The sequence below is a fragment of the Planctomycetota bacterium genome (assembly GCA_026387035.1).
GTDB lineage: Bacteria > Planctomycetota > Phycisphaerae > FEN-1346 > FEN-1346 > JAPLMM01.
Map to the genome: position 1 here is coordinate 1 of JAPLMM010000265.1, position 23,664 is coordinate 23,664.

Consider the following 23,664-nt stretch of genomic DNA (forward strand, 5'->3'; position numbering starts at 1 on the left):
CGGGCGTTAACGACACACGGCGCGCGCGGACGTCGCCCGCCCAGGGAGGCCTTGTACGCGGTGACGAGGCGATGGGCGGCGCGAATGGGCTCGGCCAGGCGGAACCGGGGCGACGCGGCCAGGACCCACCGCTCCGCGCTCGCCAGGTCGATCCGATAGCCGACGCTCACGAAAACGGGTTTGACGCCGGTTTGCGTGCGAAGGGCCGTCCCGATCCGTTCGCCGCCGTCCATAAGCGGCGCCCGCCCGCCGCGCCGGCGCCCGGGCTCTCGCGGGACGGTGCCGACGAGGAGGCTCTTCGCGCAGCCGATCGTCGGCACGCCGAGGGCGAGGCCGACGTGGGATGCGAGGCCCAGCCGCCGCGGATGCGCCCGGCCCTGTCCGTCGCAGATTACAAGGTCCGGCCGCGTCTTCAGTTGCCGGAACGCTTCCAACACCACCGGCGCCTCGCGGAAACTCAGGAAGCCCGGGACGTAGGGCCAACGGGCGCGCATGACGACGACCACGGCCGCGAGGAGTTCGTCCTTGCGTCCGGCGGAGACATCGGCCCCGGCGACCGTCTCAACCTTTCCGAGCGGGGGGCCCTGGCGGACGCGGGCCGCCAGACGCCGCTGGACGGCGACCGCTTCGTCATAGGTCAGGTCCCAGCGATGGAACTGGCGGACCTTCACGGCATCTCCTTGGCCTCGGGGAGCGATTCGGTGTTCAGGGGTTCGGCATCGGTCGGGGCGGCGGGCGGGCCGGGCGGGGCGTCGCGGACTTTCTTGAGGACCACGTCGTCCCAGTACACGACGCCTTCGGGCCAGTAGGCGTAGAGGTCCACCCTGAGAAAGGTCGGGGCGTGTTCGGGGCGAGTGGCGGAGGGGACGAAGTCGGCCTCGATGGTGTGCCACTCGCCGGGCCCGCCCGGCGGATGGACCTGCCGGCGATAGGTCTCGCGGCGCTGGGCCGGCTGGCCGTCCTGTGCCTCGAACGGGCGGTAGCCCTTGAGGAAGATTTTGACGGTGGGTCCGAGGGTCTTGTAGCGGCACGAGAAGCGATGGACGGCGCCCGGCTCGATGGGGATATAGTCGCTGTAGAAGTCGAGGCCGTAGGACCCGGCGGTTGCGGCGCTCATGCGGTACGCGAGGACCTTGCCCGGGCCGTCGGGGTTTGTGGTCCAGGCCATTTCCTTTTCGACGGGTTGCCAATCGGCGGGTCCGTCGCTGGCGGCGTTCGCCTGCTCGAAACTGGAATTGCGGACGAGGTTGGGTCCATCCTGCCATCGGCGCTGGATGTCGGGGTCGCCGCGGAGTTCGCGCCACGGGTCCGGCGGAATCGGGATGCCGAGGATGTCGTACACCGCCTTGGCGACCTCGAGGGGGATGACCTGGTGGTAGGGGCAGCCGAGCGTCTTTTCGGCGGTGCGGGCGTCGGCCGGTCGGCCGGGATAGACGACGCGGAGGCGGATCTCGTAGGGTCCGGCGCCGGCGACATGGCCGACGACGGCGACGTCGGCTCCGAAGCGGTCGCGGGCGAGTTGGGCGAGGCGTTCGGGGGGCGTTTCGAGGGAGACCGTTTCGCCGGCGAGGGCCTCGGCGACGCTCGAAGGGTCGTAGACGACGGCGCCGAGTCGGCGGGCCTTGGCGCGGAGCATCAGGCGGACCTGGTCGCCGAGCCCTTTCTCGTCGCTCGTGATGGGGAAGACCAGAAAGGCGGGCGAAGAGGGTCCCGGCGCGCCGGGATCGGCGGCGGGTTCCGCGCCACAAAGTGCGGCGGCGAAGGCGGCGCACGCGGCGAGGCACACGGGAGCCGATAGCAGGCGTCGCACGGCATTGGCCCTCCCCGTCACTTCTGACCGGCGGCCGGCGGTTCGATGAAGCGGATGCTCGCGCGGATGGTCTCAAGGTCTTTAGGTCCCGGCCCCAACGGGGCGAGCGCGCCGGGATCGCCGGCGCGGGCGATGAGCACCAGTTCGAGCACCTGGGAGCCGAGGGGCATGTAGATGGCGCGGCACTCGGCGGGTCGGCCGGCGAGGAGGTTGCCCGCGTACTTTAGTTCGAGGGCCTGGCGTCCGCCGAGCGTCGCCGGCTGGGCCTCGGGCTTTGGGATTTTGAGGTTTTCGGCGGCGAGGCGGGCGCGTTCGGCGACGAAGTCGGCGATCGGCTGGTCCTTGGGGGCGGAGAGCATGCGGAGGACGGCGACAGCGGCGCGGTCCTCGCGCGCCAGTTCCAGAGTCGTCGCGGGACCGTCGAGGTGCCTCGGGATCTTCCAGCGCTCGTCGGGGCGGGTCATCTCGAGGCCGTAGTAGGGGATTCGCAGGCAGTTGCCGCTCACGAGGACCGGCAGCCGCCCCTCGGGCGGTGCGAGGCGGAGGGAGGCGAGGATGGCGTCGGCCAAGGCGCGCTTTTCATCGAGAGGGCGATCGGCGACGGCTGTTACAAGGTAGGCGAACCCTTCGCCGACGAGGAAGACGTTGCGGAAGTGCAGCCGCACGCATCCGAGGCGTGCGGTTCCCTCGATGACGCGCGCGGGCCGACCGGCGAGTTCGGTTTCACGGGGCGCGTCGGCCTCGACGGCGTCGAAGCGGGCGGCCCATTGCTGGTGGACGACGTCGGCCAACTGGAGGAGTTCGTCGGCGTTGGCATGGAGGGTTGCCAGGCGTGGGTCGACGGCCGGGCGGAGGGTGACGGGCCTCGATGCCCGGGATGGCGGGTCCGCGCGGGCCGTCCCCCGGAAGGTCCAGGCGTCGGGCCTCGGAGAAACTGGCGGCCTCGGCGACGATTGGCGCGGACTGCCAGACGCTGCGGAGCGTCCGGCCGCGGTCGTCGAGGAGGTGGGCGACGATTTCCTGGCCGACGGCGGTGACGATGGCGGTGCCGCTGAGGGATTTCCCCGGCCCGGTGGGGACGGTGTGCGGGCCGAGGACGTGGACCAGGCAGGGGTCGGGGAGGACGGCGCCGAGGCGTTCGTCGATGACGAGCCAGCGAGAGGCGCCTCCGGGATCGGCAGCGCCGAAGAAGGAGGCGAGGAGAGCCCAGGAGCGGAGGGTGAGGCCTTTTTCGAGGGGGACCTCGGCGGAGACGGTGTCGGCGCCGACGGTGCGCTCGAGGAGGAAGGAGTTGCCTCGGCGTCGGCCGGCGACGTGCCAGGCGCGGGAGCCGACGGCGACGCTCGAGTCGAGGGTGCGCGGGGAGCCGTCGGGGTCCACGTCGGCCTGGACGATCTTAAAGGACCTTGCGTCGGGGGCGGAGGCGCGGAGTTTGAGGAACGTTTCGTCGCGGAACCGGTAGCCGCCGTCCGCGAGGCGCTGGACGTTCATCGTGTGGTAACCGACTTTCCTGCCGTCGACGTAGAGGGCGTGCCATTCGCTGAAGATTCGTTCGGCGCCCGCTTCGTCGGCTTTCGTGGCGGATTCGGACGGGGGCGGGGTTTCATCGGGGGGCGCGGGGGCCCCGGCGAGAGCGGCAGAAAAGAGCAGAACGAGTGCAGCCTGTCGCATGACCGTGCCTCGGCGCGTCGGTGGAATCGCGTGCTGTTAGATTAGGCCTCGGGAGCGTGGAAAGTCAACGCGATTTGTTGCGTTCGGGTTCGGCCTATGGCCGTTGGCCGGCCTCGTTGTTCGGGGTTTTCCCTGCGGCGGCGTCCTGGGGCTTGAGGCGGAGGTTGTAGAAGGGGAGGAAGCGGTAATAGACTTCAAGGGTGAGTGTGGCGATGGCGGTGGAATAGACGCGGCCGCCGTAGGCGCCCCAGGTGGTGCGCGGGTCCCAGGAGCCGGCGAACGGGCCGTCCGTGCGCTGGGCCTTGACGAGGGTATCGCGGATCTGGCGGTTCCACTCCTCCCACTCAGGCCCGCCGAGGTTGTGCATGGCGAGCGTCGCGTAGTACCAGTAGTAGAGGTTGGTCTGCTCGGGGTTCTGGGGGACCCACTGGGGCTTGTGCTGGAGGACGTATTCGACGGACTCGGCGGCGCGCGGCGAGTTGGGGCTGAAGTCGATGTACTGTTCGGTGAAGAATCCCTCGGCGGTCATGGCGGGGCTGGGTCCGCGTCCGGGCTGGTATTCGTAGAGGCCGCCGTGCTTTCCCTTTCGGACCTGGTCGAGCCAGTTGGCGGCGCCGCGATAGACTTTCTGAGGGACGTCGAAGCCGGCGATTTCGGCGCTCTTGAGGGCCATGATCTGCCAGCCGACGACGCTCGTATCGTTGGAGGACCGGGGGTCGTATCGCCAGCCGAGGTCGGGGTTCTGGGCGTCGATGATGAACTGGACGGCCTTTCGGGTGGGCTCGACGAGGCGCGCATCCCCGGTCATGGTGTAGAGTTCGCACAGGGCCATGGTGGCCATGGCCTGGCCGTACATCTGGCCGCCGCGGCGAAGGTCGCCGTTCGATTCCTGTCCGGCGATGATCCAGTCGACGGCTTTCTGGACGTTCTCGGCGTAGGGGCTGGGGCCCTGGGCGCCCTTGGCGGGGAGGTGGGTGTGCCCCGCGCCGATGAGCGACAGGAGGGTGAGGCCCGTGACGTCGAGGTTCTGGCGTTCGCGGTTTCCGGGTCCGTCGGCGCGGCGGCCGTTTTCGTCATAGTTGTTGGCGAAGTCGCGGATGTCCCAGTGTCCGTCGGGGCTTTGGTGCCGCGTGACCCAGACGAGGGCCAGTCGGACGGCTTCTTCGGTTTCCGGCGTGCCGCCGAGTTTCTCGATGGTCTTTTCGCGGTCGGGCTGCGTGCGAAGGGTGTAGATCTCTTTAAGTGGTAGGGGCTCGGGCGGCGGCGAGATGTCGGCTTGGACGGACGCCGCAGGCGGTGCGACGGCGAGGCGGACGGTTTCGCCGATCGTCGGCGCCCCGACCTTCGGACCGGCGGGCGCGGTGGAGGCGAGGAGGGTTTTCTCGGCCGGTTCGGCGCGGCGAGCGGGCAGCGGTGCGGCCGGGGCGATCGGCGCGGCCTCGGGAGCGGGTCCGGAGGTCGGGGCGGCGTGGGCGGCGACGAGAGACTCGCGCGGGGCGGCCTCGGCGGGCGCGGCCGGGCCACGGACTTTGCGCGCGGCCGGGAGCGCCGCGCGCGGTTCAAGGTCCAGCGGCACGGGCGCCCCGGCGACGGGGGGTGCGATGGCTCGCGTCACCGGCTCTGCGCCGGGGAGTACGAGGATTCTTGCGGCGGGCGGAGCGGCCGGCGCGGCGGGGGCTTCGACGAGGTTCGGTCCGACGGCCGATTCGGCGGCGCGCACCTCCGGCGCGACGGCCGAGCCCTGGACCCGGGGTGCCGACGCCGGTGCGACAGGTCCCTCGGGGCGCGTGACGGCCGGGAGGGCGCCGATCGGCGGTTGGATTTCGGTCTTGCCGTTGGAGGCCGGGCGTGGCTCGCGCGGCGCGACGGGCCCGGCGGCCGGGGGGAGCATATTGAAGACGTCGGCGGCGGCGACAGCGGCGCCGGCAGCGGGCGTTTCTTCGATGACGGCCGCAGGCGGAGGAGCGGCGGCGCGGGTTTCGACCGGCAGGGCCGCCGGGGGTCCTTCGACCACCGGCGCCACGGGAGGCGCGGCAGGAATCGGGGCGGCGGCCGCGGCCGCAGGTTCGGCCGACGGCGCTTCGGGCCGGTCGGCGGCGAGCGGACGGACGCTCACCTCCCGGCTCGGCTCGGCCGCAGTGCGCACGGGGCGGACAGCCAGTTCGGTCTTCACGGGTGCGACGTCGAGGACGGCGGGTGTTTCGACGGCCACCGGCGTCGGGGCCTGGACGGCGATTGCCGGGGCCACCGGCGTCGGAGCGGCGGGCTGGGGCAGCGGCTCGATGGGCCGGAGCGCCGGCGCGGCTTCCATTCGTTCGGCGACGGCGGGCTTTGGGGCCGGCGCCTCGCGGACGGCGGGGATTTCGAGGCGCGGGGCGAGGGCGAGCGGCATCGCGGGGAGGCGTTCGGCGGTTTCGACGGGCCGTGCCTCGCGCGGCTCGATGGTTTCGAGGGGTTCGGGGGGCGCGAGTTCCGGAATCGGCGCGGGCGCGGACTCAGGCTTGAGGGCTTCGGCGAGTTCGGCGGGTCGCTCCTCGGGCGGGAGGATATTGATTTCCTGGGGCACGGGCTCGGGCTCGGCGAGAGCGACGGCGGGCCCGTTGACCGCCGGCTCGGGCGGGGCGGTAAGGGTTTTGGTCTTCTCGGCGGCGAAGCGGGCGGTGTCGAGGCGCGCCAGGTTCACCAGGGTGGTCCTCAGTTCGGCCGACAGTTCGCTTTCGGCGAGTCCGGGGATGCTGACGGCGACCTCGAAGCGCTCTTCGCTCTTCGCCAGTTCATAGACGCCGATGGAGAGTTGCCAGAGTGTGAAGAGGCTGAGGGCCAACAGGTGGAGGATGAGGGAGGCGATCATGGCGCCGGCGAGGAGGCCGGGACGTTTGCGGAGTTTCAGGAGCGCCAGGAGCGTCAGGGCGAGGCCCACGAGCGCGAGGATCAGGCCGATGAGGGGCCAGGAGAGCCGGCCGAGGATAGGCCCGAGGGCGAGTCGGCGGGTCTGGAGGATTTGGTAAACCTCGTGGCTTCGGGCGTAGTAGATGGCGTAGGTGTCGGGTTTGTCGCGGTCGCTGGAGAAGAAGAGCCCGAAGCCTTCGAGGCTGACGGCGGGGTCGAGTTCGTTGGCGGCGGAGTTGACGGGTTCGCCGACGTTTTCCGGCGGGAGGATGGCGTTCAGCGGCGCCAGGGTGATGCGGGCGCGCCAGAGGTCGAAACCGCCGAGGCCGCCGGGCCGGTCGGAGGCGAAGTAGAGCCACCGGCCGTCGGGGCTCGTGGCGGGCTGGCCGTCGTTCGCGGGGCCGGAGACGGCGTCGAGTCGTCGGGGCTGTGCGGCTTCGGCCGCCAGATCGAGGGCATAGAGGTCGTAGTCGTAGAGTCGGCGTTGTTCGCGGAGGGTGGCGGGCCAGGCGTGTTCGGGAACGGAAGAGTCCTCTTCGGTGGGGCGGTTGGAGGCGAAGAGGAGCGATTGGCCGTCGGGCGTCACGAAGGGGTCGTACTCGTTGAAGGGCGAGTTGACGCGCGGGCCGAGGTTCGCGGGCTTGGACCAGCGGGTGCCGTCGTGACGGGAAACGTAGAGGTCGTAGCCGCCTTCGCCGCCGGGGCGATTGGAGAAGAAGTAGAGGGTGGCGGAGTCGGGGGCGAGGGCGGGTCCGATCTCGTCGGCGTCGGTGTTGATTTCGGCGATGGGTTTGGGGCCGGTCCATCCGCCGGCGGTGCGGTAGGCGACGAAGAGGTTGGCGTCGGCGCCGGCGCGTCCGCAGGTGAAGTAGAGTTCCTGTCCGTCGGGGGAGAGGCAGGGGTCGTAGCATTCGCCGAGGTCGCCGAGCGTCTGGAGCAGGTCGCCGGCGTCCCAGAGGACGGTCCGGAGGCCGAGTCCGGGGCGGGCGGGCCAGGTCTGCCGGCCGTCGGTGTAAAGAATTTCGTGCCGGGGCCAGGCGAGGAAGGCCACCAGGCTGCCCAGAAGCGCGAGGGGGACGAGGACCCAGAGGACCCGTCCGAGCCAGACGCGTTTTCGGGAGGTCGGCATCCGCGCTTCCTAAGATCCGGGTTCGGCGGTGGTGAGGAACTTGCGTTTGACGTTGTATTTTTCGCAGAGGCTGAGGATGTTGACGGGGAGTTGGAGGACGACCTTTCGGTCGCCGCGGACGACGACGGCCTGCTCGGGGTTTTCCTTGACGGCGCGAGCGATGAGGCGCTCCAGGTCGGCGGGGGTGTACTCGACGCCGGAGATGACGAACCGTCCGTCGGCGGTGACGTTGACGATGAGTTCGCTGGGGATGGCGGTGACGGGCTGGGCGACGTGGGCGCTGGGCGGATTGACGAGCATGTCGCGTTCGATTTCGGCGTAGCGCGTGCCGACGAGGAAAAAGATCAGGAGGTTGAAGACGACGTCGATGATGGGTGTCATGTTGAGGAGTTCAACCGGGTCTTCTTCGGTTTTTCGGTCGATCCGCATAGCGCGTCCCCGAGGATGATTCGGCCGATGCCGGTTCGATCCCGCCGGGCTCGGCCTCGGCGCGGCGGGAGTCGGCGACGGGGCGTCAGCGGCTGGCGTCGTCGGCGACGGATTCCACGAACTCCAGCGACAGATCGTCCATCTCGCTGACGAGTTTCTCGATCTTGGCCATGAACATCAGGTAAAGGGCGGCGGCTGGGATGGCGACGGTGAGGCCGGCGGCCGTGGTGACGAGGGCTTGGTAGATGCCTTCGGCGAGTCGTTCAGCGCGGCCGAGGGCTTCGCCGGTGGAGACCTGGCTGAAGCACATGATCATGCCATTGACGGTGCCGAGGAGCCCGAGCAGGGGGGCGATGTAGGCGATGGCGGAGAGGACGCGGCAGTTTCGGCGCAGGGTGCGGACTTCGCGGGCGCCGGCGTCCTCGATGGTTTTTTCGATTTCCGGCAGCGGCCGGTGGAGGCGGCGGATGGCGGCCTGGAAGATCCGCGCAATGGGGTTGGGATGGGCTTGGCAGTAGGTGAGGATCTTGCCGCGGTCGATCGGCCGGACGCCGACGAGGCTTCGCAGGCCGAGAATGAACCCGGGCGGAAGGATCTTGCTTCGGCGGAGGCTGACGGCCCGCTCGATGGCGAAGGCGACCATGAGGAACGAGCAGAGGTAGATGGGGTACATGACCGGGCCGCCGCGCTCGAGCAATTCGAAGAGGGTCGGCAGTTTCTGGTCCTTGGCGGCGTCTTCGGCGGGCGGCGCGGCCGCTTCGGGAGGCGCCGCGGCATTGGGAGGCGGTTCGGGGGCGCCGGCGGGGGCGCGGCCGGTGGGGGCCAACATGGCCGCCGAGACGGCGAGCACGAAGGCGAAGGCAAGGACCGCGGGATGGCGTAAGGTCATCGGTCGAATCTCCTTTGGTTCCGGGCGTCAGGCCGGCAGTTTCGCGAGTGCATCGCGGGCCGGCTGGGCCCACTTGGTGTCTTTATATTTGTCCACGACGGTTTGAAGGGCCTCTCGGGCCTCCTTCGGTTTCTCGAGGCTGAGGTAGCACTTCCCGATTTCGAACTGGGCGGCGGCGGCCCATTCGGTGTAGGCGATCCAGAGGGGCGAGACGACGCGCAGGTACGCCTTGAGGGCCTCGCGCGGGTTGCCGGCGGCCAGGAACGTCTCGCCGACGTAGAACTGGGCCTTGGCCCCGGTTTCGGTCTCGGTCATCCCGAGGACGCGCTCGAACCGCTGCCGCGCCTGGTCGAGACGCTTCAGATCGTAGAGGGCCTTGCCGATGCCGAACTGGACCTCGGCCATGGCGGCGTAGCCGGGATAGGCCTGCTCGATGACCGAGAGGGTCGCCAGGGCGTCCTCGTGGCGTCCGAGGACGGCCTGGGCCTCGCCGAGGCGGAAGCGGGCGTCGGCGGCGTGCGGAAAGTCCTTGAACTTCGGGTCCGCGAGTTTCGAGAGGCGTTCGATGGCGTCGGCCGGTTTGCCGAGACGCGCCAGCGCCTCGCCTGCCTGGAGGAGCGCGTCGGGCACGAGGTCGCTTTGGGGCGTTTCGGCGACGAGGCGGTCGAAGAGTTTGACGGCTTCGTCGTACTTTTCCTCGGCCCACTTGCACCAGCCGAGGCGGTAAAGGATCTTGTCCTTCAGGCGGTCGCCGGAGGCCGCGAGCGCTTTTTCGTAGAGGGCGACGGCGTCGGCGTACTTTTTGTCGCGGTAGCGGGCCTCGGCGATCTGGAAATTGGCGTCGGCCGCCAGCGCGCTCGCCGCAAAATCGCGTGCGAGCCGCTCGTACGCCTCCAGAGCCTCCTTCTCCTTGCCGGCCTGCTGGAGCGACCACGCCAGTTCATACGCCGCCTGCTCGCGGACCTTGTCGTCCTTAGAGGCATCGAGGAGTTTGCGGAACGCGTCGGCCGCCTCCGCGTAGTTCTTCTCCTTTTCGAGGCACGTGCCGAGGCCCAGCAGCGCCGAGGGCGCCAGGTCGTGCCCCGCGAACTTGGCCAGCATGGCCTGGTAGGCGGCGCGGGCGTCGGGAATCTTGTCGGCCTTCTGGAGCGCAAGGGCTTTCTGGTACATCGCCTGGGGCGCGAGGTCCGCAGCGGCATACTTGTCGGCGGCGCGGCCGAAGACGTCGGCGGCCTCGGCGAAGGCGCCCCGCTCGAACCGGCACGTGCCCAGGTGGTATAGCGCGTAGGGCGCGAGGGCGTGGTCGGGGCTTTTCTCCGCGATTTCCTTGTAGTGGTTGGCGGCCTCGTCCCATTTTTTGTCGGCGCGCAGGAGTTCGGCCAGTTCGTACTGGGCCTGCGGCTTCTGGTCGCTCGCGGCGTACTGGCTGACGAACTGGTTGAGGCGTGCGACGGCGGCGCCCGAGTCGCCCGCGCGGGCCAGCGCGAGGCCCATCCTCAGGAGGGCGTTTTCGGCGTGGGCCTTGCCGCCCGCGGAGTCGAGATACTTGCCGAACGTCTCCGCCGCCTTCTTGTAGTTTCCCTTCTCGAAGAAGCAGTTGCCCTGGAGGAAGATCGCTTCGGCGGCGAGTGCGGCGTCGGCATTCTTCGCATCGATCCCGGCGAGTTCCTTCAGGGCGGCGTCGTAATCCTTCTGGAAGTAGCGGACCCACGCCAGGCGGAATCGCGCCGCCGGGGCGTCCGGCGCGTCTCCGTGCTTCTCCAGGAGCGCCTGGTACCGTTCGGCGGCCTCTTTGTATTTCTTCTCGAGGAAGCGATTCTCGCCGGAGATAAAGAGGACGTGGGGCGCGAGGGCGTTCGCCGCGGCCTTCGCGAGAAAGGCATCGCACGCCTTGTCGGACTCCTCATACTTGCCGGCGCGGTGAAGCGCGGCCGCGGCGGCGTAAAGGGCCCGCGGCGCGTCGGCGTGGTCGGGGTATTTCTCGGCGAACGCGCGATAGGCCTTGGCGGCATCTTCCGGCTTGCCCTCGGCCAGCAGGGCGTCGGCCAGGCCCAGGCGTGCGTCGGCGGCGCGCGGCCCGTCGGGCGAGGTCTTGAGAATTTTTTCGAACGCGCCGCGCGCCTCCGCGAACCCCTTCTGCTTCAGGTACGCCGTCCCCAGCCAGTAAAGGGCCTCCGTGTCGGAGGGGTCCTTCTGGAGTTTCTCCTGGAGTTTCTGGATGGCGCCGGCGTAGTCGTCGGCCAGATAGAGGCACATGCCGGCGTAAAGAGTTGCCTTCGAGGCCCGCTCCGAATCGGGGAATCGCTTGGCGCAGTCGGCGAAGGCGGCGGCGGCCTCCTTGTACTTCTTGGCCTGGTAGAGGGCCAGCGCGCCCTCGAACGCCGCATCGGGCGCCAGCGGGCTCTTGGACTTGGCGACCTCGGCATAGACGTCGGCGGCGCGGTCGTACTGGCCGGTCTGGTAGAGGCTCTGGGCCAGGTGGAATCGGGCGGTCGGCGCCAGGTCGCTCTTGGAGGCGAGGGCGAGGAACTCCTCGAAGGTTCCGCGGGCGGCGTCGAATCGGCCGGCCGCCAGACGCGCCAGGCCCAGGTTCAGGTGCGCCCGCTCCAGCAGCGAGTCGAAGGAGGCGGCGACGGCCGGCGCGACTTCCTGGAGACGCTTGCGCTCCGCCTTCAGATGCTTGTCGGCATCCTTGCCGGTGAGGAACTCTTCGACCAGGGCGGCGAGGGTCTTCTCGGCCTCATCGGGCTGCTTGAGCGCGAGGAACACTTCGCCTCGGCGCGCGCGGGCCCACGAGGCCAGGTAATGCTTGTCGTGTTTCTTGAGGATTTCGTCGAAGGCGTCGGCGGCCTCTTTCGGTTTGCCGACGGCCGCAAGGGCCTCGCCGAGATAGAAAAGCGCCTCGGGCATGCGCTCGTAGTTGGGGGCGGCCTTGCGGAGTTCCTCGAGGGCGGCGATCGCCTCCTCGTTCTTCCCCAGATGCCGAAGCGACCGGGCCAGTCCGAGGCGTGCGTCGGCCCCCTTCTCGTGATTCGGATACTTCTGGAGAAAGGCGCGAAACTCCTCCGCCGCCAGATCGAACTTCTGCGTCCCATACAGCCACGCCGCCATGTTGTAGTCTTCGGTCGCCTTGCCGGTTGTTTTCTCTGGTTCGGCTGCCGGGGCCGCAAGGCCCAGCGCGCAGACAGCAAGAACTGCGGCAACGAAAACGGAACCTCGCCGATTCATCCGTTCGCCTCCCTCAAGCAGTCCCCGGAGCGAAGCGAGGGACAAAATCCCCTCGCGCCGGCCCCGGCAGCGCGGGACGCGGCGAAAGCATTGTGCCAGGAACCGGTTGAAAAATCCGCTGAAAAATGCCCGCTGATGTTCGCCCACTCTGTGGAACCCGTCCGCGGCGGGTTTGTTCCTCGCAAAGTGGCGACTTCTCGGTGAAATGGGCCGGCGGCCCGGAATCCACGCCGCCGCCCCAGCGCCGCCGTCTCCTTCAAAGCGATTCCAGAAGCCGGCGGTGCTGTAACCATCGGCTCCAAAACGAGTTACGTGTCCAAAAACCGGAGCAAGGCATGGTTACGTTTGGTTTTTGTCTTGCATTTTGCGGCGGGGGGCATCTACTGGCCGTCAGGCTCATCGGGAGCCTGAACGACCGTAAGGCCGTGAACGGTTACAACGGCACGAAAGGAGAGAAGTCACATGGCGGAATTGGAGTCCTTCGAGGTCGCGGAAGGCGAGACGTTTGGCGATCTGTTGTCTCCAGACCGCATTCGCAGCAGCGAGAAACTCAAGATCGGTCTGCTGACCGGCGGCTTCTTCGAGTACTGGCGAATGTATCCCGGCACACTGAAGGAAACAGTCCAGAAGGACAATCAGGTCGTCCTGGACCGATTGTCCCGGAACCATTCGGTAGTTTTCCCCGGGCTGGTGGACAGCATGGACGCTGCGGACCATGCCGGCCGCTGCTTCCGGGACGAGCAGATCGATTTGTTGATCGTTACCGAGCGGACCTATGTCCCGGACACCTACATCCACCAGGTCCTCTCGCACGTGTCCGGAGTGCCGCTGTTGCTCTATGTCTCGCAGTCCACCGATACCATCAATCTCCAGAGTGATTACGAGGGCACCTTGCGGGACAGCGGCATGATGTCGCTGGTGCAACTGGTGGCTGGCTTCCGAAAGATGGACCGTTACCACAACCTGGAAGTGGTGGTGGGAAGCATTCATGACGAACAGTCCTACCGGGAAATCGAACGTTACATCGACGTGGTTACGATCTACAAACAACTCAAGGCCATGACGATCGGAGTCATCGGCCACGTGTTTCGGGGGATGTTCGACTTCGAGTACGACAAAACGATGGTCAAGGGAACGCTGGGCCCCGAGGTGGTGCATATTCAGATCAGCCATCTGCTGGATTTGTGGGAGAAGATATCTGCGCAAGACCCCCGGGTGTGCGAATTGGTCGAGAAGGTCCGCTCCACCTATCGGGTAGAGGGCATTGAAGAGGCGGACATTCTCGCCGCAGCCCGAGTCGCCGTGGCATTGAAAAGGCTTGCCGCGCGATTTCGGCTCGACGGCCTGGTCCTCTTGGGCCAACACTATGTGGAGGCCAAGACCAAAGCAACTCCGTACCTGGGGATGGCGGAGCTTCACGCGCAAGGAAAAACGCTCGGTGTCACGGAAGGCGACGTGTTGGGGCTGGTGATGATGAAAATCATGCGGCATCTTGCCGGCCTGACACCTTTCTTCGGCGAGTGGGCTGAGTTCGACATCCAGCGCAACGCGATGATGCTCTTGGGGCATGGCTATGCGGACCCGACGCAGGCCAAGCAAGGGACCGTGTGTCGCATCACTCCGACTCCAGAACAGTGGGGATTTGAGGGCAACGGGTTCAGTCTCGAATTGACGTTCGACCCCGGCCCCGCCACATTCGGCCACTTCATCTGCGACGCCAAAGGTTGGAGGATGCTGATCAGTGGGGGCGAGATCATGGACCTGCCGGTGATGCCCATCCACGACTCTTCCCTGGTGATCAAAATCGAAAGGCCGATCAAACAGTACGTCGAGATGCTGACCAAACACGGTTTCGCACATCACTGCATTGCCGTGCGCGGAGACGTGCGCCGGCAGCTCGCTCAACTGGCCGACCTGTTAAGAATCGAGAAAGTGTTCATCTGATGGCCATGAACCCGTTTCTCGGCATATTTCTGCACTTTATCGGCGGAGTGGCGGCCGGCAGTTTCTACGTGCCTTTCGCCAAGATCAAGCGGTGGTCGTGGGAATCGTACTGGCTGATTTTCAACCTGCTGGCCTATGTTGTCATGCCCTGGGTCGTGGCGCTGGCGATGGTGCCGGAAACGTTGACCGTACTGGCCAACAGCGACCCGCGTGCGATTCTGACGCTCTATGGCCTGGGCGTGATCTGGGGAATCGGCGGCCTCGTCTTCGGTCTTAGCCTCCGCTACCTGGGAATGGGGCTCGGCATGTCCGTTTCCTTGGGAGTGTGCGCCGCAGTCGGCACATTGATTCCACCCCTCTGCATGGGAAAGGCGGGAAAGATTCTCACCACCGCGTCCGGTCTGACCGTGCTGCTGGGCGTGGCGGTTTGCCTGGCGGGCATTGCCGTCTGCGGATACGCGGGAATCCGCAAGCAGCGCGAGGTCGACGAGAAGGACAAGACCGATGGCGTTAAGGAGTTTGCCCTCCTCAAAGGCTTCGTGGTGGCCGTCATCGCCGGAGTGACCAGCGCCGCGATGTCCTTTGGCATCGACATTTACGGTAAGCCCGTGGGCGCGGTGGCCGTCGCGCTGCGCGTCGCTGACGTCTATCAGAACATTCCCGTGCTGATCCCGCTCATGGTCGGAAACTTCACCAGCAATCTGGTCCTATGCTTGATCCTCAATGTGAAGAACCGCTCGCTGGGCGACTATGTCGCCGGCTCGCCCGGGCGGTTGGCGGCAAACTACTTCTTCGCCGCGCTGGCCGGCGTCATCGGCTACCAAGAGTTCTTCTGGTATGGCATGGGGACCACCAAACTGGGCGAGTACCAGTTCTCGAGTTGGTCCATTCACCTGGCGTTCGTGATTATCATTAGCAATCTCTGGGGGATCTTTCTTAAGGAATGGAAAGGCATCCAACGCACCACATGGCGGTTCGTCTGGGTCGGCATCGCCCTGCTGATCCTCTGCACGATCATCATCGGCGCGGGCAATTACCTGGCGGAGTACAACAAGGTCCCCGTCTCTCCTTCCCTGGCAGCGGAGTAACACATGGTTAATCTCAAGCAGCGTATGCCCCGGCCGCGGATCGGCCTGCTTTCCACCGGGCATTTCTACTATTGGGACCAGTTTCCTCGTCTGAAAGACATGGGGCTGGCCATGTACCGACGATTGCGCGAACACCTGGAAAAAATCGGCGAGATCGTCGCGCCGGAGTTAGTCGACACGGCGGAGAAGGCCCGCCAGGCAGGCGCCTTCTTTCGCAAGCAGGATCTCGACATTCTGCTGGTGTTCCCCTTCGGCTATGCGCCCGGCATGTGCGTGCTGCCGGCGGTCGAGGGGCTGGACGTTCCCCTTCGTCTGCTCAATGCCCACGAAGACAGCTCTTACGACTTCAGCAAGGCCGACACCACCGACTACCTCCACCACGAAGGCCCCTGCTGCATTCCGGAATACGCGGCCGGCCTGGTCAGCCAGGGGAAGAAGTTCAGGGTTGTCTCGGGGCCGTTCAAGTCCGACAGGCTCTGGGACGAGATTCGCGCGGACTGCGAGGGGACGGCGGCGGCAAGCGCCTTCCGCACCATGAATGTCGGGCTGCTCGGCGAGACCTACACCAACATGGTCGATATGCCCGTCGATGAACATCGCTTGCTGCGCGCCACGGGCCGCATGCTCATTCATCCGGAGATCGAAGAGATCGAAGAGGCGTTTCATCGCGTCGCGCAAGAGCAGCTCGACGACATGTACCAGCAGTTCCGCCGCATATACGACGTGGATCAGACCGTGACGAACGAGCACATGAAGGTCTCCGCCCAGGTGGCGGTCGCCTACGATGAGATCATCCGCAAGCACGACATCTATTCATTCGGCTATTACTGGTGGGGCGAGAAGGAGTTGAACACGCAGTTGCGGGCGCAATCGGCGCTGGCCGTCTCGCGGCTGGCGTCCCTGGGGCGGCCCGGGGTGACCGAGGGAGATGTGAAGACCGCCATGGCGATGAAGATCCTCGACCTGCTGGGCGGTGGGGGAATGTTCGTCGAATTCTTCGCCGTCGACTTCGACGAGGACCTCGTGCTCTTAGGACACGACGGCCCGAGCAACGTCAATGTCGCCGAAGGCCGGCCGCGTCTCCAGCATCTCCACGTGCATCACGGCAAGTCGGGCGAAGGGTTGGGGATCGACTTCGAGATGAAAAAAGGCCCGGTGACTCTGCTGGGACTGTCGCAGTTTGACGCCGGCGATACGTTCAAACTGATCTGCACCGTCGGCGAAGCGGTCCCCGGTAGTACTCTTCAGATTGGCAATCCGAACTGCCGCGTCCGGCTGGGCCGTCCGCTGCCCGAGTTCTTCGATGCGTGGTGTCAGCAGGGCCCGGCCCACCACCTCGCCCTGGGCGTCGGCGACTTCACGCGGCAGATTGCGGCATTTGCCGAGGCCATGAAGTTCGGGTTCGTGCTGGTCTGATTGCCATCGATCGGAAACTCCGCTCGCATGTGCTGGTCATAAGGGGAAATGGGGGAAAATGTGGATATTCTACTTTTGGTAACCGTTCACGGATTTGCGGACAGCAGTGAGGGGGCGGGGGAGTTGGTGAGATAGGCGGCGATGCGGGCGGTGTCGCGCGCGATCATCGCTTCCTCGTCCGTCGGAATCACGAAGATGCGCTTCTCCGAAGCGGACTCCGCCAGGTCCCGCGCGCCCTTTTCGGGCGCCTTGTTCCGGGCGGCGTCGAGGCGATAGCCGAGACCTTCCAGCCCCTCGCACGTCCGGGCGCGGACGTCGGCCGAGTTTTCGCCGATGCCGCCCGTGAAGACCAGCGCATCCACCCGGCCGAGCGCGGCCGTATAGGCGCCGACGTATTTCTTCAGGCGGTAACAAAAGATCTCGATGGCGAGTGCGGCGCGGCGGTTGCCCCCGCGGGCCGCTTCGCAAACCTCGCGCATGTCGTTCGAGACGCCGGAGAGGCCCACGAGGCCGCTCTCGCGGTTCAGCAGCGCGTCGATCCGGTCCACGTTCATGCCGAGCGTCCGCGCGAGGTGGAAAACGATGGCGGGGTCGATGTCGCCGCTGCGGGTGCCCATGACGAGGCCTTCGAGCGGCGTCAGGCCCATCGAGGTGTCGGCGCTCTTGCCGCCGCGCACCGCCGTCACGCTGCATCCGTTGCCCAGGTGGGCGGTGATGAGATTGACCTCGTTCGCCGCGCGGCCGAGCATCTCCGCCGCCACCTCCGCGACGTAGCGGTGGCTCGTGCCGTGAAAACCGTACCGCCGGATGCTATGCTTCTCATACAGTTCGTACGGAATGGCGTAGAGGAAGGCGTGGGGTTCGAGCGTCTGGTGGAAGGCGGTGTCGAAGACGCCGACGTGCGGCACGTCGGGCATCAGGTCCATCGCCGCCCGGACGCCGACGAGGTTCGGCGGATTGTGCAACGGGGCGAGCGGCACGCAGGCTTCGAGCGCCTCCAGCACTTTCCGGTCGATGCGGACGCTGGCGGCGAAACGCTCGGCGGCATGGACGACGCGATGGCCGACCGCATCAATCTCGCCGAGGCCCGCGACGGCCGCACGCGGACCCTCCGCGAGTTCCCGAACCATCAGGGCGAAGGCCGCCCGATGGTCGGGGGCCTCGACGTCGCGGACGTCCTCTCGGCCGGCCGTCTCGTGGCGGATGCGGCTCACTGGTTCGCCGATCTTCTCGATGAGGCCGGAGGCGATGCGGTCGCCCCCCCGGCCGTCGGCCATCCGAAACAGCGAGTACTTGATGCTCGACGAGCCGCAGTTGATCACCAGAACGTTCACGCTCGTCCGGACTCCTCAAGAGAAGAGGGCGGCACGACCGCTCGGACGCGTTCGCCGCCCCGCCCTCGCCTGTCCCGCTACATCATCGACCGCCGCACCCACGGGCCGATCCAGTAATACTCGAAGTCCTTCCCGTTGGACGTCTGGACCGCCGCCACGATGAGATACCCGAGGTTGCCGAGGACCGCCAGGGAGATGAGCGGGAAGAGGAAACACCAGCCTCGCGTCAGCACCATGCCGACCATCGCCACCATCATCAGCGCAACCACAACCACCGTCACCGCCACCTGGTAAAAGAGCGACTGCTTCACGTGGAACTTGACGTACGCGCTCGCCGTGTCCTTCTTCAGGAGGTACAGGACGAGCGGCCCGATGAACCCCGCGAGGCCCAACAGGTGGGCGATCATCGCCAGCGTCCGATCATCCTTGGAGGCGTTGGCGGACTGGAGTTCCGGAGGGAGCGGCTCGGGTGCGGCGGCCGGCCCCGCGGGCAGCGGCGGCGACCCGGGACCGGAAGGCCCTGTCTGCGACCCTGGCGGTGCGTCGGCCATCGTGTGTCTCCTTAGAGAAATGACCCCGCCCTGCGGCTAGACGCGTATCATCTTCTTCAGGTTCTCCAGGCTGCGGCGGGAGCACTCGAGCGGCGTTCCGCCGCCATACTGTTCCTGTTCCACGATGTACCACTCGGTGCCGCCGGAGGAGCAAAGGGCCAGGATCTCGTCCCACTTGACCTGTCCCTCGCCGACGATACCGGTATTTCCGCCGTATTCCTTCAGATGGATCGTGGTGGCGCGGCCGGGGAACTTCTTGAGGACGGAGACGGGATCCCCTCCGCCGCTCATGCAGTTGCCGGCGTCGAGTTGCATGACGACCTTGGGATCGGCGGCGGAGAAAAAGATGTCCCAGGGCGTCGAGCCGTCGAGGGCCCGGAAGTCGCCCCCGTGCGCGTGGTAGCCGACGCGCATGCCGTCGCCCGCGACCTTGGCGGCGATGTCGCTGAATTCCTTCGCCGCGTTCTCCCAATCGCCGCGGGTCTTGTTGCCCATGCCCGGCACGATGAGGAACTTGTTGCCGAGCGCCTGATGGAACTCGACGGTGCGCTTCAGGTTGTCCCCGCGAAGCGTGTCGAGCCCCGTGTGGGTGCCGCAGCACTTCAGGCCGTTATCCTCCAGGAGTTTCTTGAGTTCCTGCGCCGTCTTGCCGTAGTAGCCTGCGAACTCGGCGCCCTCATAGCCCATCTTGCCGACAGCCTCGATGGTGGCCGCGAGATTTTTGCCGCAATCGCCGCGCACCGAGTACAGTTGCAGGCCGATGGGGATGCGTTTCCTGGCGGGCGGCTCCCCCGCGCCGAGCGGTCGAAGGCCCGTCAGGAAGAAGGCGGCCGCACTGCCTGTCCCCACGCGCAGAAAGTCGCGCCTCGAAACGGCGCCAAACGAGCAGAGATTCATCGCTTGCTCCTTCACATGGCGGACACCACCCGCGGGTCCGCAAGCCTAGTCGAGTCGCCTGCGGTCGAGTCCCGGCGCGCCGGGACTCGCCCTGCCTTGGTGGCGACAAGCCCTACCCTATCTTCCCGCCCGAACCCGGTCAACATGAATCGGCCCCGCGGCGCAACGCCTAAGGGCGAAGGCGCCCCACACGGTTCGTGTGGCACGGCCGGTCTTGCTTGCCACGCCGTAGTCCCGGCGCGCCGGGACGAAGGCGGGCCCGGCCGCGTGAGAAGGTATAATCCGGACGTAGAGAAATGGCGCCTGTTCACCTTTTCTGCTCGCATCGGAATGTATTGGCAAATGCCGAATCCGTTGTGTATACTTCCAGGACACATGCAGGTCGAGTTCCAAAAGCAATCAAGGGCATTGACTGCACCAAGGCGCTTCCGATGGAACGCATCCTACGGAAATGGCTGAGGTGTATTGCGCGAGTAACTGAGTCTTGGGCGCAGTTCAAAGACTTACCCTGGTGGTACAACGAGCGCGCGGACATCAGCGTTCTCGCTGGCGCCGTGTGGAAATCCGGGGAACTCGCCGTTGAGGAATTCGTCTCAGAAAAGCGTCGCATATCACGAAACACCGGCAAACTGTCGCGCCGTTACAAGGGGCGAATCGACTTCTATTTCTCCGTGAAGGGCCAGCACTTCATCGCCGAGGCAAAGGACTGCTGGTCTGGCGCTGGCGATGAATCAACCGACCCGACATTCAGGATAGGCAAGCGGCTGCAGGCGGCACTGTCGGATATCAAAAAAGTCAAATCATACGGCGATCGAAAATTGGCAATCCTCTTCGTCAAACCTGTGCTTCCCGCCAAGAAGAGAAAGAATGCGGCTCGATTGATCAAACGATGGCTCGGGCTCGTGCGCAAGATGGAGTTTGACGCGGTCGCGTGGTACTTCCCGGAGAGCGCACGCCGCATCAAGTGGAAGAACCGCCTTTATCCAGGTGTCATGATTCTGATTAAAGAACGAGGATAATCGGGGGACGCGATACTCATTTCTCTTCTTGCGAGGCCGGCCTAGCGGGCCCGGCCCTTGCGGCGCTTGCCGCGAGTCAGGTCCACCATCCGGCCGTTCTTGATGACCCAGACGGGCGTTCTGGAATGACGAATGACGAAACCCGAACAGCCATCACCAAAACAATATCCAACAAGGAACATCCAACACTCAATGCTCAAGTGTTCCGTGTCATGCCCTGTCCCTTGGTTATTGGATATTGGGTGTTCCTTGTTGGCTATTGTTTTGCCTTCTCCCGCAATCCGTTTGACCTTGTCCCGCGAGGCCGCTAGACTGCCTGATTGACGAATTGCGGACGGAGAAACCCCATGGCGGACGAACTCGCGTATGTGATGATCACCCCCTACAGCCTCCACAAGAGCCGGACGGGCGGCATCATCGGGCGCCTGGTGAGCCTCGCGAAACTCGACCTCGTGGGCATCCACGTGTACGCCCCGAGCGACGCCTGGGTGGATGAGTACCTCGCGCTCCTCAAGAAAAGCGACCTCGGAAACCCCGTTCGCGAGGCCTTCATCCAGTACGTGGACGAGAACCTGCGGCGAGATAACCCGCAAGGCCTCTCCAACCGGTGCCTGGTCCTCCTCTTCCGCGGCGAGAACGCTCTGAATCACCTCGTGGACGACGTCGTGGGAAAGGCCGGCCCCAAGGTGACCGGCCACACCGTCCGGGGGACGTACGGCGACTTCCAGAACGGGCCGGACGGCCGGATTCGCTACTTCGAGCCGGCGGTCATCTGCGGCCCGGACCCGGAGACGGTCCGCGAAGAGTTGGCGTTCTTCGCCCGCGGGGCGGTGACGGACGGCGGCGTGGTCGAATCGGCCGTCGCCTTTCCGCCCGACGCGAAGAACGTCCAGACGGAACTCGTGATCCTGAAGCCCGAGAACTTCGAGAAGCGGTCGCGGCGGCCCGGCAACATCATCGACGTTTTCTCGCGGACCGGCCTCTACATCGTCGGGGCGAAACTGCTCTCCATGTCCTCGGCCCAGGGCGAGGCGTTTTACGGGCCCCTCGTGGACCAGTTCCGCGAGAAACTTCAGTTCCTCATCGAGAAGACGATGCGCGAGCGGCTCCAGGGCGCCTTTGACTTCGCCCTGCCGGACGAGTTCTTCAAGACCGCCAACCGCATGCTCGCCGACTCCAACGCCCGGGCCGAGTTCGCCAAGATCGTCCAGTATATGACGGGCGTGGACCCGCGCAAGGTGCGGAGCGAGGCGGAGCGGAAGCGCGGGGGGCCCGGCCGGTGCCTCGCGCTCTTGTACCGCGGCGAGGACGCCATCGCCAAAATCCGCTATTGGCTCGGGGCCACGAACCCCGACCAGGCGGAGTCGGGCACGGTGCGGAGCGACTTCGGCCGCGACCTCATGCGCAACGCCGCCCACGCCTCCGACTCCCCCGAAAACGCCGAACGCGAACGCCGCATCATCCGCATGTGGGAGACCGAGGCGGAACCCGACTTCAAACGCGTCATCGAAAATTTCCTTGCCGAGGGCGGCGCCCGAGGAGCGCGCCCTCCTGCTTGACTCCTAGCCGACCGCCGCTATGATGGGCGGCCACGCCGGGTGGAGGTCGCCGACCGCTCCCGCGGTCGGCTCACGCGACGTGCGCCGCGGGGGGGGTGTGAGCCCGGTGCAGAAGCACCGGGCGACGCTCCGATTGAGAAACGCGCGCCCTTGGCGAAGAAGCGTAGCATGAGCGACACGGTCCAGGAACCCGAATACACGATCCCGGTGGCGTCGCGGCTGAAGCGGCTGCCGCCGTACCTCTTCGGCCGCATCAACGCCACGAAACTGCGGAAGCGCCAGCAGGGCGTGGACATCATCGACCTCGGGATGGGGAACCCCTCGGACCCGACCCCGAAGCCGATCGTCGATAAACTCTGCGAGGCGGCCGCCGACGCCCGCAACCAGCGCTACAGCGTCTCAATCGGCGTCCACAACCTGCGGCGCGAGGTCGCCCGGCGATACGCCAGCCAGAGGAACGTCGAACTGGACCCGGCGAACGAAGTGGTCGCCTGCCTCGGGTCCAAGGAAGGCTTCAGCCACATGTGCCTGGGGCTTCTGGACGCCGGCGACACGGCCATCGTGCCGGACCCGGCGTTTCCGATCCACGTGTACGGCGTGGTGCTGGCCGACGCCAATGTCATCAGTGTGCGCCTCGGGAACGACGACGAGTTTCTGAAGCGCGTCGCCTACGTCGTCGAACATATGTACCCGCGGCCGAAAATCCTCATCCTTAACTATCCGCACAATCCGACGAGCATGGTCGTCGAGGACGTGCGGTTCTTCGAGGAAGTGGTCGCGATGGCCAAGCGGTTCGGATTTCTGGTGATTCACGACTTCGCCTACGGCGAGACGTGCTTCGACGGATACCGGGCGCCCTCGTTCCTCGAAGCCAAGGGCGCCAAAGACGTCGGCGTCGAGTTCACCACCATGTCGAAGCCCTACAACATGGCCGGCTGGCGGATCGGATTCTGCGCCGGCAACGCCGAGATGCTCAGCGCTCTGGCGAAGGTCAAGGGGTACTACGACTACGGCATTTTCCAGGCCATCCAGATCGCCTCGATCGTCGCCCTGAGGCACTGCGACGCGGACGTTCTGCACCAGGCCCGCGTCTATCAGAAGCGCCGCGACGTCCTCGTCCAGGGCCTCCACCGCATCGGCTGGACAGAGGTCGAATCGCCGAAGGCCGGCATGTTCGTCTGGGCCAAGGTGCCCGACGAGGTCCTCGCCGGCCGCGGAACCATCGACTTCGCGGTGGACCTGATGGAGAAGGCGAACGTGGCGGTTTCCCCCGGCCGGGCGTTCGGACCGAACGGCGAAGGGTTCCTGCGGCTGGCGCTGGTGGAGAACGAGCAGCGTCTGACCCAGGCGGTCCGCCAGATCGGCCGCGCGCTGAAGGCCTGACTCTTTCGTTTGCAATCCCCCGCCGTTGTGCTAAGATACGCAACCCTTTTAGACTCAGCGAGGCGAGGCGTGGGCAAGGCAACTTTTCCGGGCGGGGTGCATCCGCCGACCGACAAGCGGACGGCCGACAAGGCCACCGAGACGCTGCCGGTGCCGGAGCGGCTCGTGGTGCCGATGGCCCAGAACCTGGGCGCGCCCGCCAAGCCCGTCGTCCAGAAGGGCGAGACGGTCAAGCGCGGCCAACGAATCGGCGAAGCGGACGGCTTCATCTCCGCCTCGGTCCACGCCCCGACGTCCGGGACCGTCACGGGCATCGAATCGGTCATCGATGCCGCCACCGGCCGGACGGTCCAGGCGGTCGCCATCGAACCGGACGGCCGGGACGCCTGGGCCGAAGGGTGCGACGAGCCGCGCGACTGGTCGCGCCT

The 23,664-nt window shown here is 66.4% G+C and carries 18 protein-coding genes; 7 read left to right on the top strand and 11 right to left on the bottom strand.

Features of this window, described 5'->3' with window-relative positions; genetic code table 11:
• The 8 genes from NTX40_10205 to NTX40_10240 all read right to left on the bottom strand — a co-directional run.
• Positions 1-671: endonuclease V (locus tag NTX40_10205; GenBank protein MCX5649444.1), on the bottom strand; the 671-nt coding region annotated here is incomplete at its 3' end.
• Positions 668-1,810 carry a hypothetical protein gene (locus NTX40_10210; GenBank protein ID MCX5649445.1) on the bottom strand — a complete coding sequence of 381 codons (1,143 nt, stop codon included), beginning with the start codon at positions 1,808-1,810 and terminating at the stop codon, positions 668-670. The genes NTX40_10210 and NTX40_10205, both read right to left, overlap by 4 nt.
• A 17-nt stretch (positions 1,811-1,827) precedes the next feature.
• Positions 1,828-2,601 (bottom strand): hypothetical protein, encoded by a 774-nt coding sequence (locus NTX40_10215; protein ID MCX5649446.1) that lies wholly within the window; start codon positions 2,599-2,601, stop codon positions 1,828-1,830.
• On the bottom strand, positions 2,534-3,481 hold the full coding sequence (locus NTX40_10220) for a hypothetical protein (protein MCX5649447.1): 948 nt from the start codon (positions 3,479-3,481) through the stop codon (positions 2,534-2,536). The genes NTX40_10215 and NTX40_10220 overlap by 68 nt, the downstream gene beginning before the upstream one ends.
• Positions 3,482-3,575: 94 nt before the next feature.
• Complete coding sequence (locus tag NTX40_10225) at positions 3,576-7,499, bottom strand: hypothetical protein (GenBank protein ID MCX5649448.1); 3,924 nt, start codon at positions 7,497-7,499, stop codon at positions 3,576-3,578.
• Positions 7,500-7,508: 9 nt separating this feature from the next.
• Positions 7,509-7,928, bottom strand: a complete 420-nt coding sequence (locus NTX40_10230; protein MCX5649449.1) for a biopolymer transporter ExbD — start codon at positions 7,926-7,928, stop codon at positions 7,509-7,511.
• A gap of 85 nt (positions 7,929-8,013) precedes the next feature.
• A complete protein-coding gene (locus NTX40_10235; GenBank protein MCX5649450.1) occupies positions 8,014-8,817 on the bottom strand; it encodes a MotA/TolQ/ExbB proton channel family protein in 804 nt (267 codons plus the stop codon).
• A 27-nt stretch (positions 8,818-8,844) separates the two neighbouring features.
• Positions 8,845-12,045, bottom strand: coding sequence for a tetratricopeptide repeat protein (locus NTX40_10240; GenBank protein MCX5649451.1), 3,201 nt, complete (start codon positions 12,043-12,045; stop codon positions 8,845-8,847).
• Between the two features lie 462 nt (positions 12,046-12,507).
• Between NTX40_10240 and NTX40_10245 the strand changes: the two genes are divergently transcribed.
• From NTX40_10245 to NTX40_10255, 3 genes are read left to right on the top strand one after another with little or no spacing between them, the layout of a single operon-like run.
• The gene (locus tag NTX40_10245) at positions 12,508-13,989 is read left to right on the top strand and encodes a hypothetical protein (protein MCX5649452.1); all 1,482 of its coding nucleotides are present in this window, start codon (positions 12,508-12,510) and stop codon (positions 13,987-13,989) included.
• The gene (locus NTX40_10250) at positions 13,989-15,077 is read left to right on the top strand and encodes an L-rhamnose/proton symporter RhaT (protein ID MCX5649453.1); all 1,089 of its coding nucleotides are present in this window, start codon (positions 13,989-13,991) and stop codon (positions 15,075-15,077) included. The genes NTX40_10245 and NTX40_10250 overlap by 1 nt, the downstream gene beginning before the upstream one ends.
• A gap of 3 nt (positions 15,078-15,080) precedes the next feature.
• Positions 15,081-16,493: a hypothetical protein gene (locus NTX40_10255; GenBank protein MCX5649454.1), complete on the top strand. Its 1,413-nt coding sequence runs from the start codon at positions 15,081-15,083 to the stop codon at positions 16,491-16,493.
• Between the two features lie 86 nt (positions 16,494-16,579).
• Here NTX40_10255 and NTX40_10260 read toward each other — a convergent pair whose 3' ends face one another.
• The 3 genes from NTX40_10260 to NTX40_10270 all read right to left on the bottom strand — a co-directional run bounded on the left by NTX40_10260 (position 16,580) and on the right by NTX40_10270 (position 19,275).
• Positions 16,580-17,827, bottom strand: coding sequence for an acetate kinase (locus NTX40_10260; GenBank protein ID MCX5649455.1), 1,248 nt, complete (start codon positions 17,825-17,827; stop codon positions 16,580-16,582).
• A gap of 77 nt (positions 17,828-17,904) precedes the next feature.
• On the bottom strand, positions 17,905-18,378 hold the full coding sequence (locus tag NTX40_10265; protein MCX5649456.1) for a DUF4870 domain-containing protein: 474 nt from the start codon (positions 18,376-18,378) through the stop codon (positions 17,905-17,907).
• A 36-nt stretch (positions 18,379-18,414) separates the two neighbouring features.
• A complete protein-coding gene (locus NTX40_10270; protein MCX5649457.1) occupies positions 18,415-19,275 on the bottom strand; it encodes a sugar phosphate isomerase/epimerase in 861 nt (286 codons plus the stop codon).
• A 431-nt stretch (positions 19,276-19,706) separates the two neighbouring features.
• Between NTX40_10270 and NTX40_10275 the strand changes: the two genes are divergently transcribed.
• From NTX40_10275 to NTX40_10290, 4 genes are all read left to right on the top strand, one after another.
• Complete coding sequence (locus tag NTX40_10275; GenBank protein MCX5649458.1) at positions 19,707-20,294, top strand: hypothetical protein; 588 nt, start codon at positions 19,707-19,709, stop codon at positions 20,292-20,294.
• Between the two features lie 347 nt (positions 20,295-20,641).
• Positions 20,642-21,853, top strand: coding sequence for a hypothetical protein (locus NTX40_10280; protein ID MCX5649459.1), 1,212 nt, complete (start codon positions 20,642-20,644; stop codon positions 21,851-21,853).
• Positions 21,854-22,021: 168 nt separating this feature from the next.
• Positions 22,022-23,236, top strand: coding sequence for an aminotransferase class I/II-fold pyridoxal phosphate-dependent enzyme (locus tag NTX40_10285; protein MCX5649460.1), 1,215 nt, complete (start codon positions 22,022-22,024; stop codon positions 23,234-23,236).
• 69 nt (positions 23,237-23,305) lie between these two features.
• The coding region (locus NTX40_10290; protein ID MCX5649461.1) for an electron transport complex subunit RsxC at positions 23,306-23,664 on the top strand (359 nt) is incomplete at its 3' end.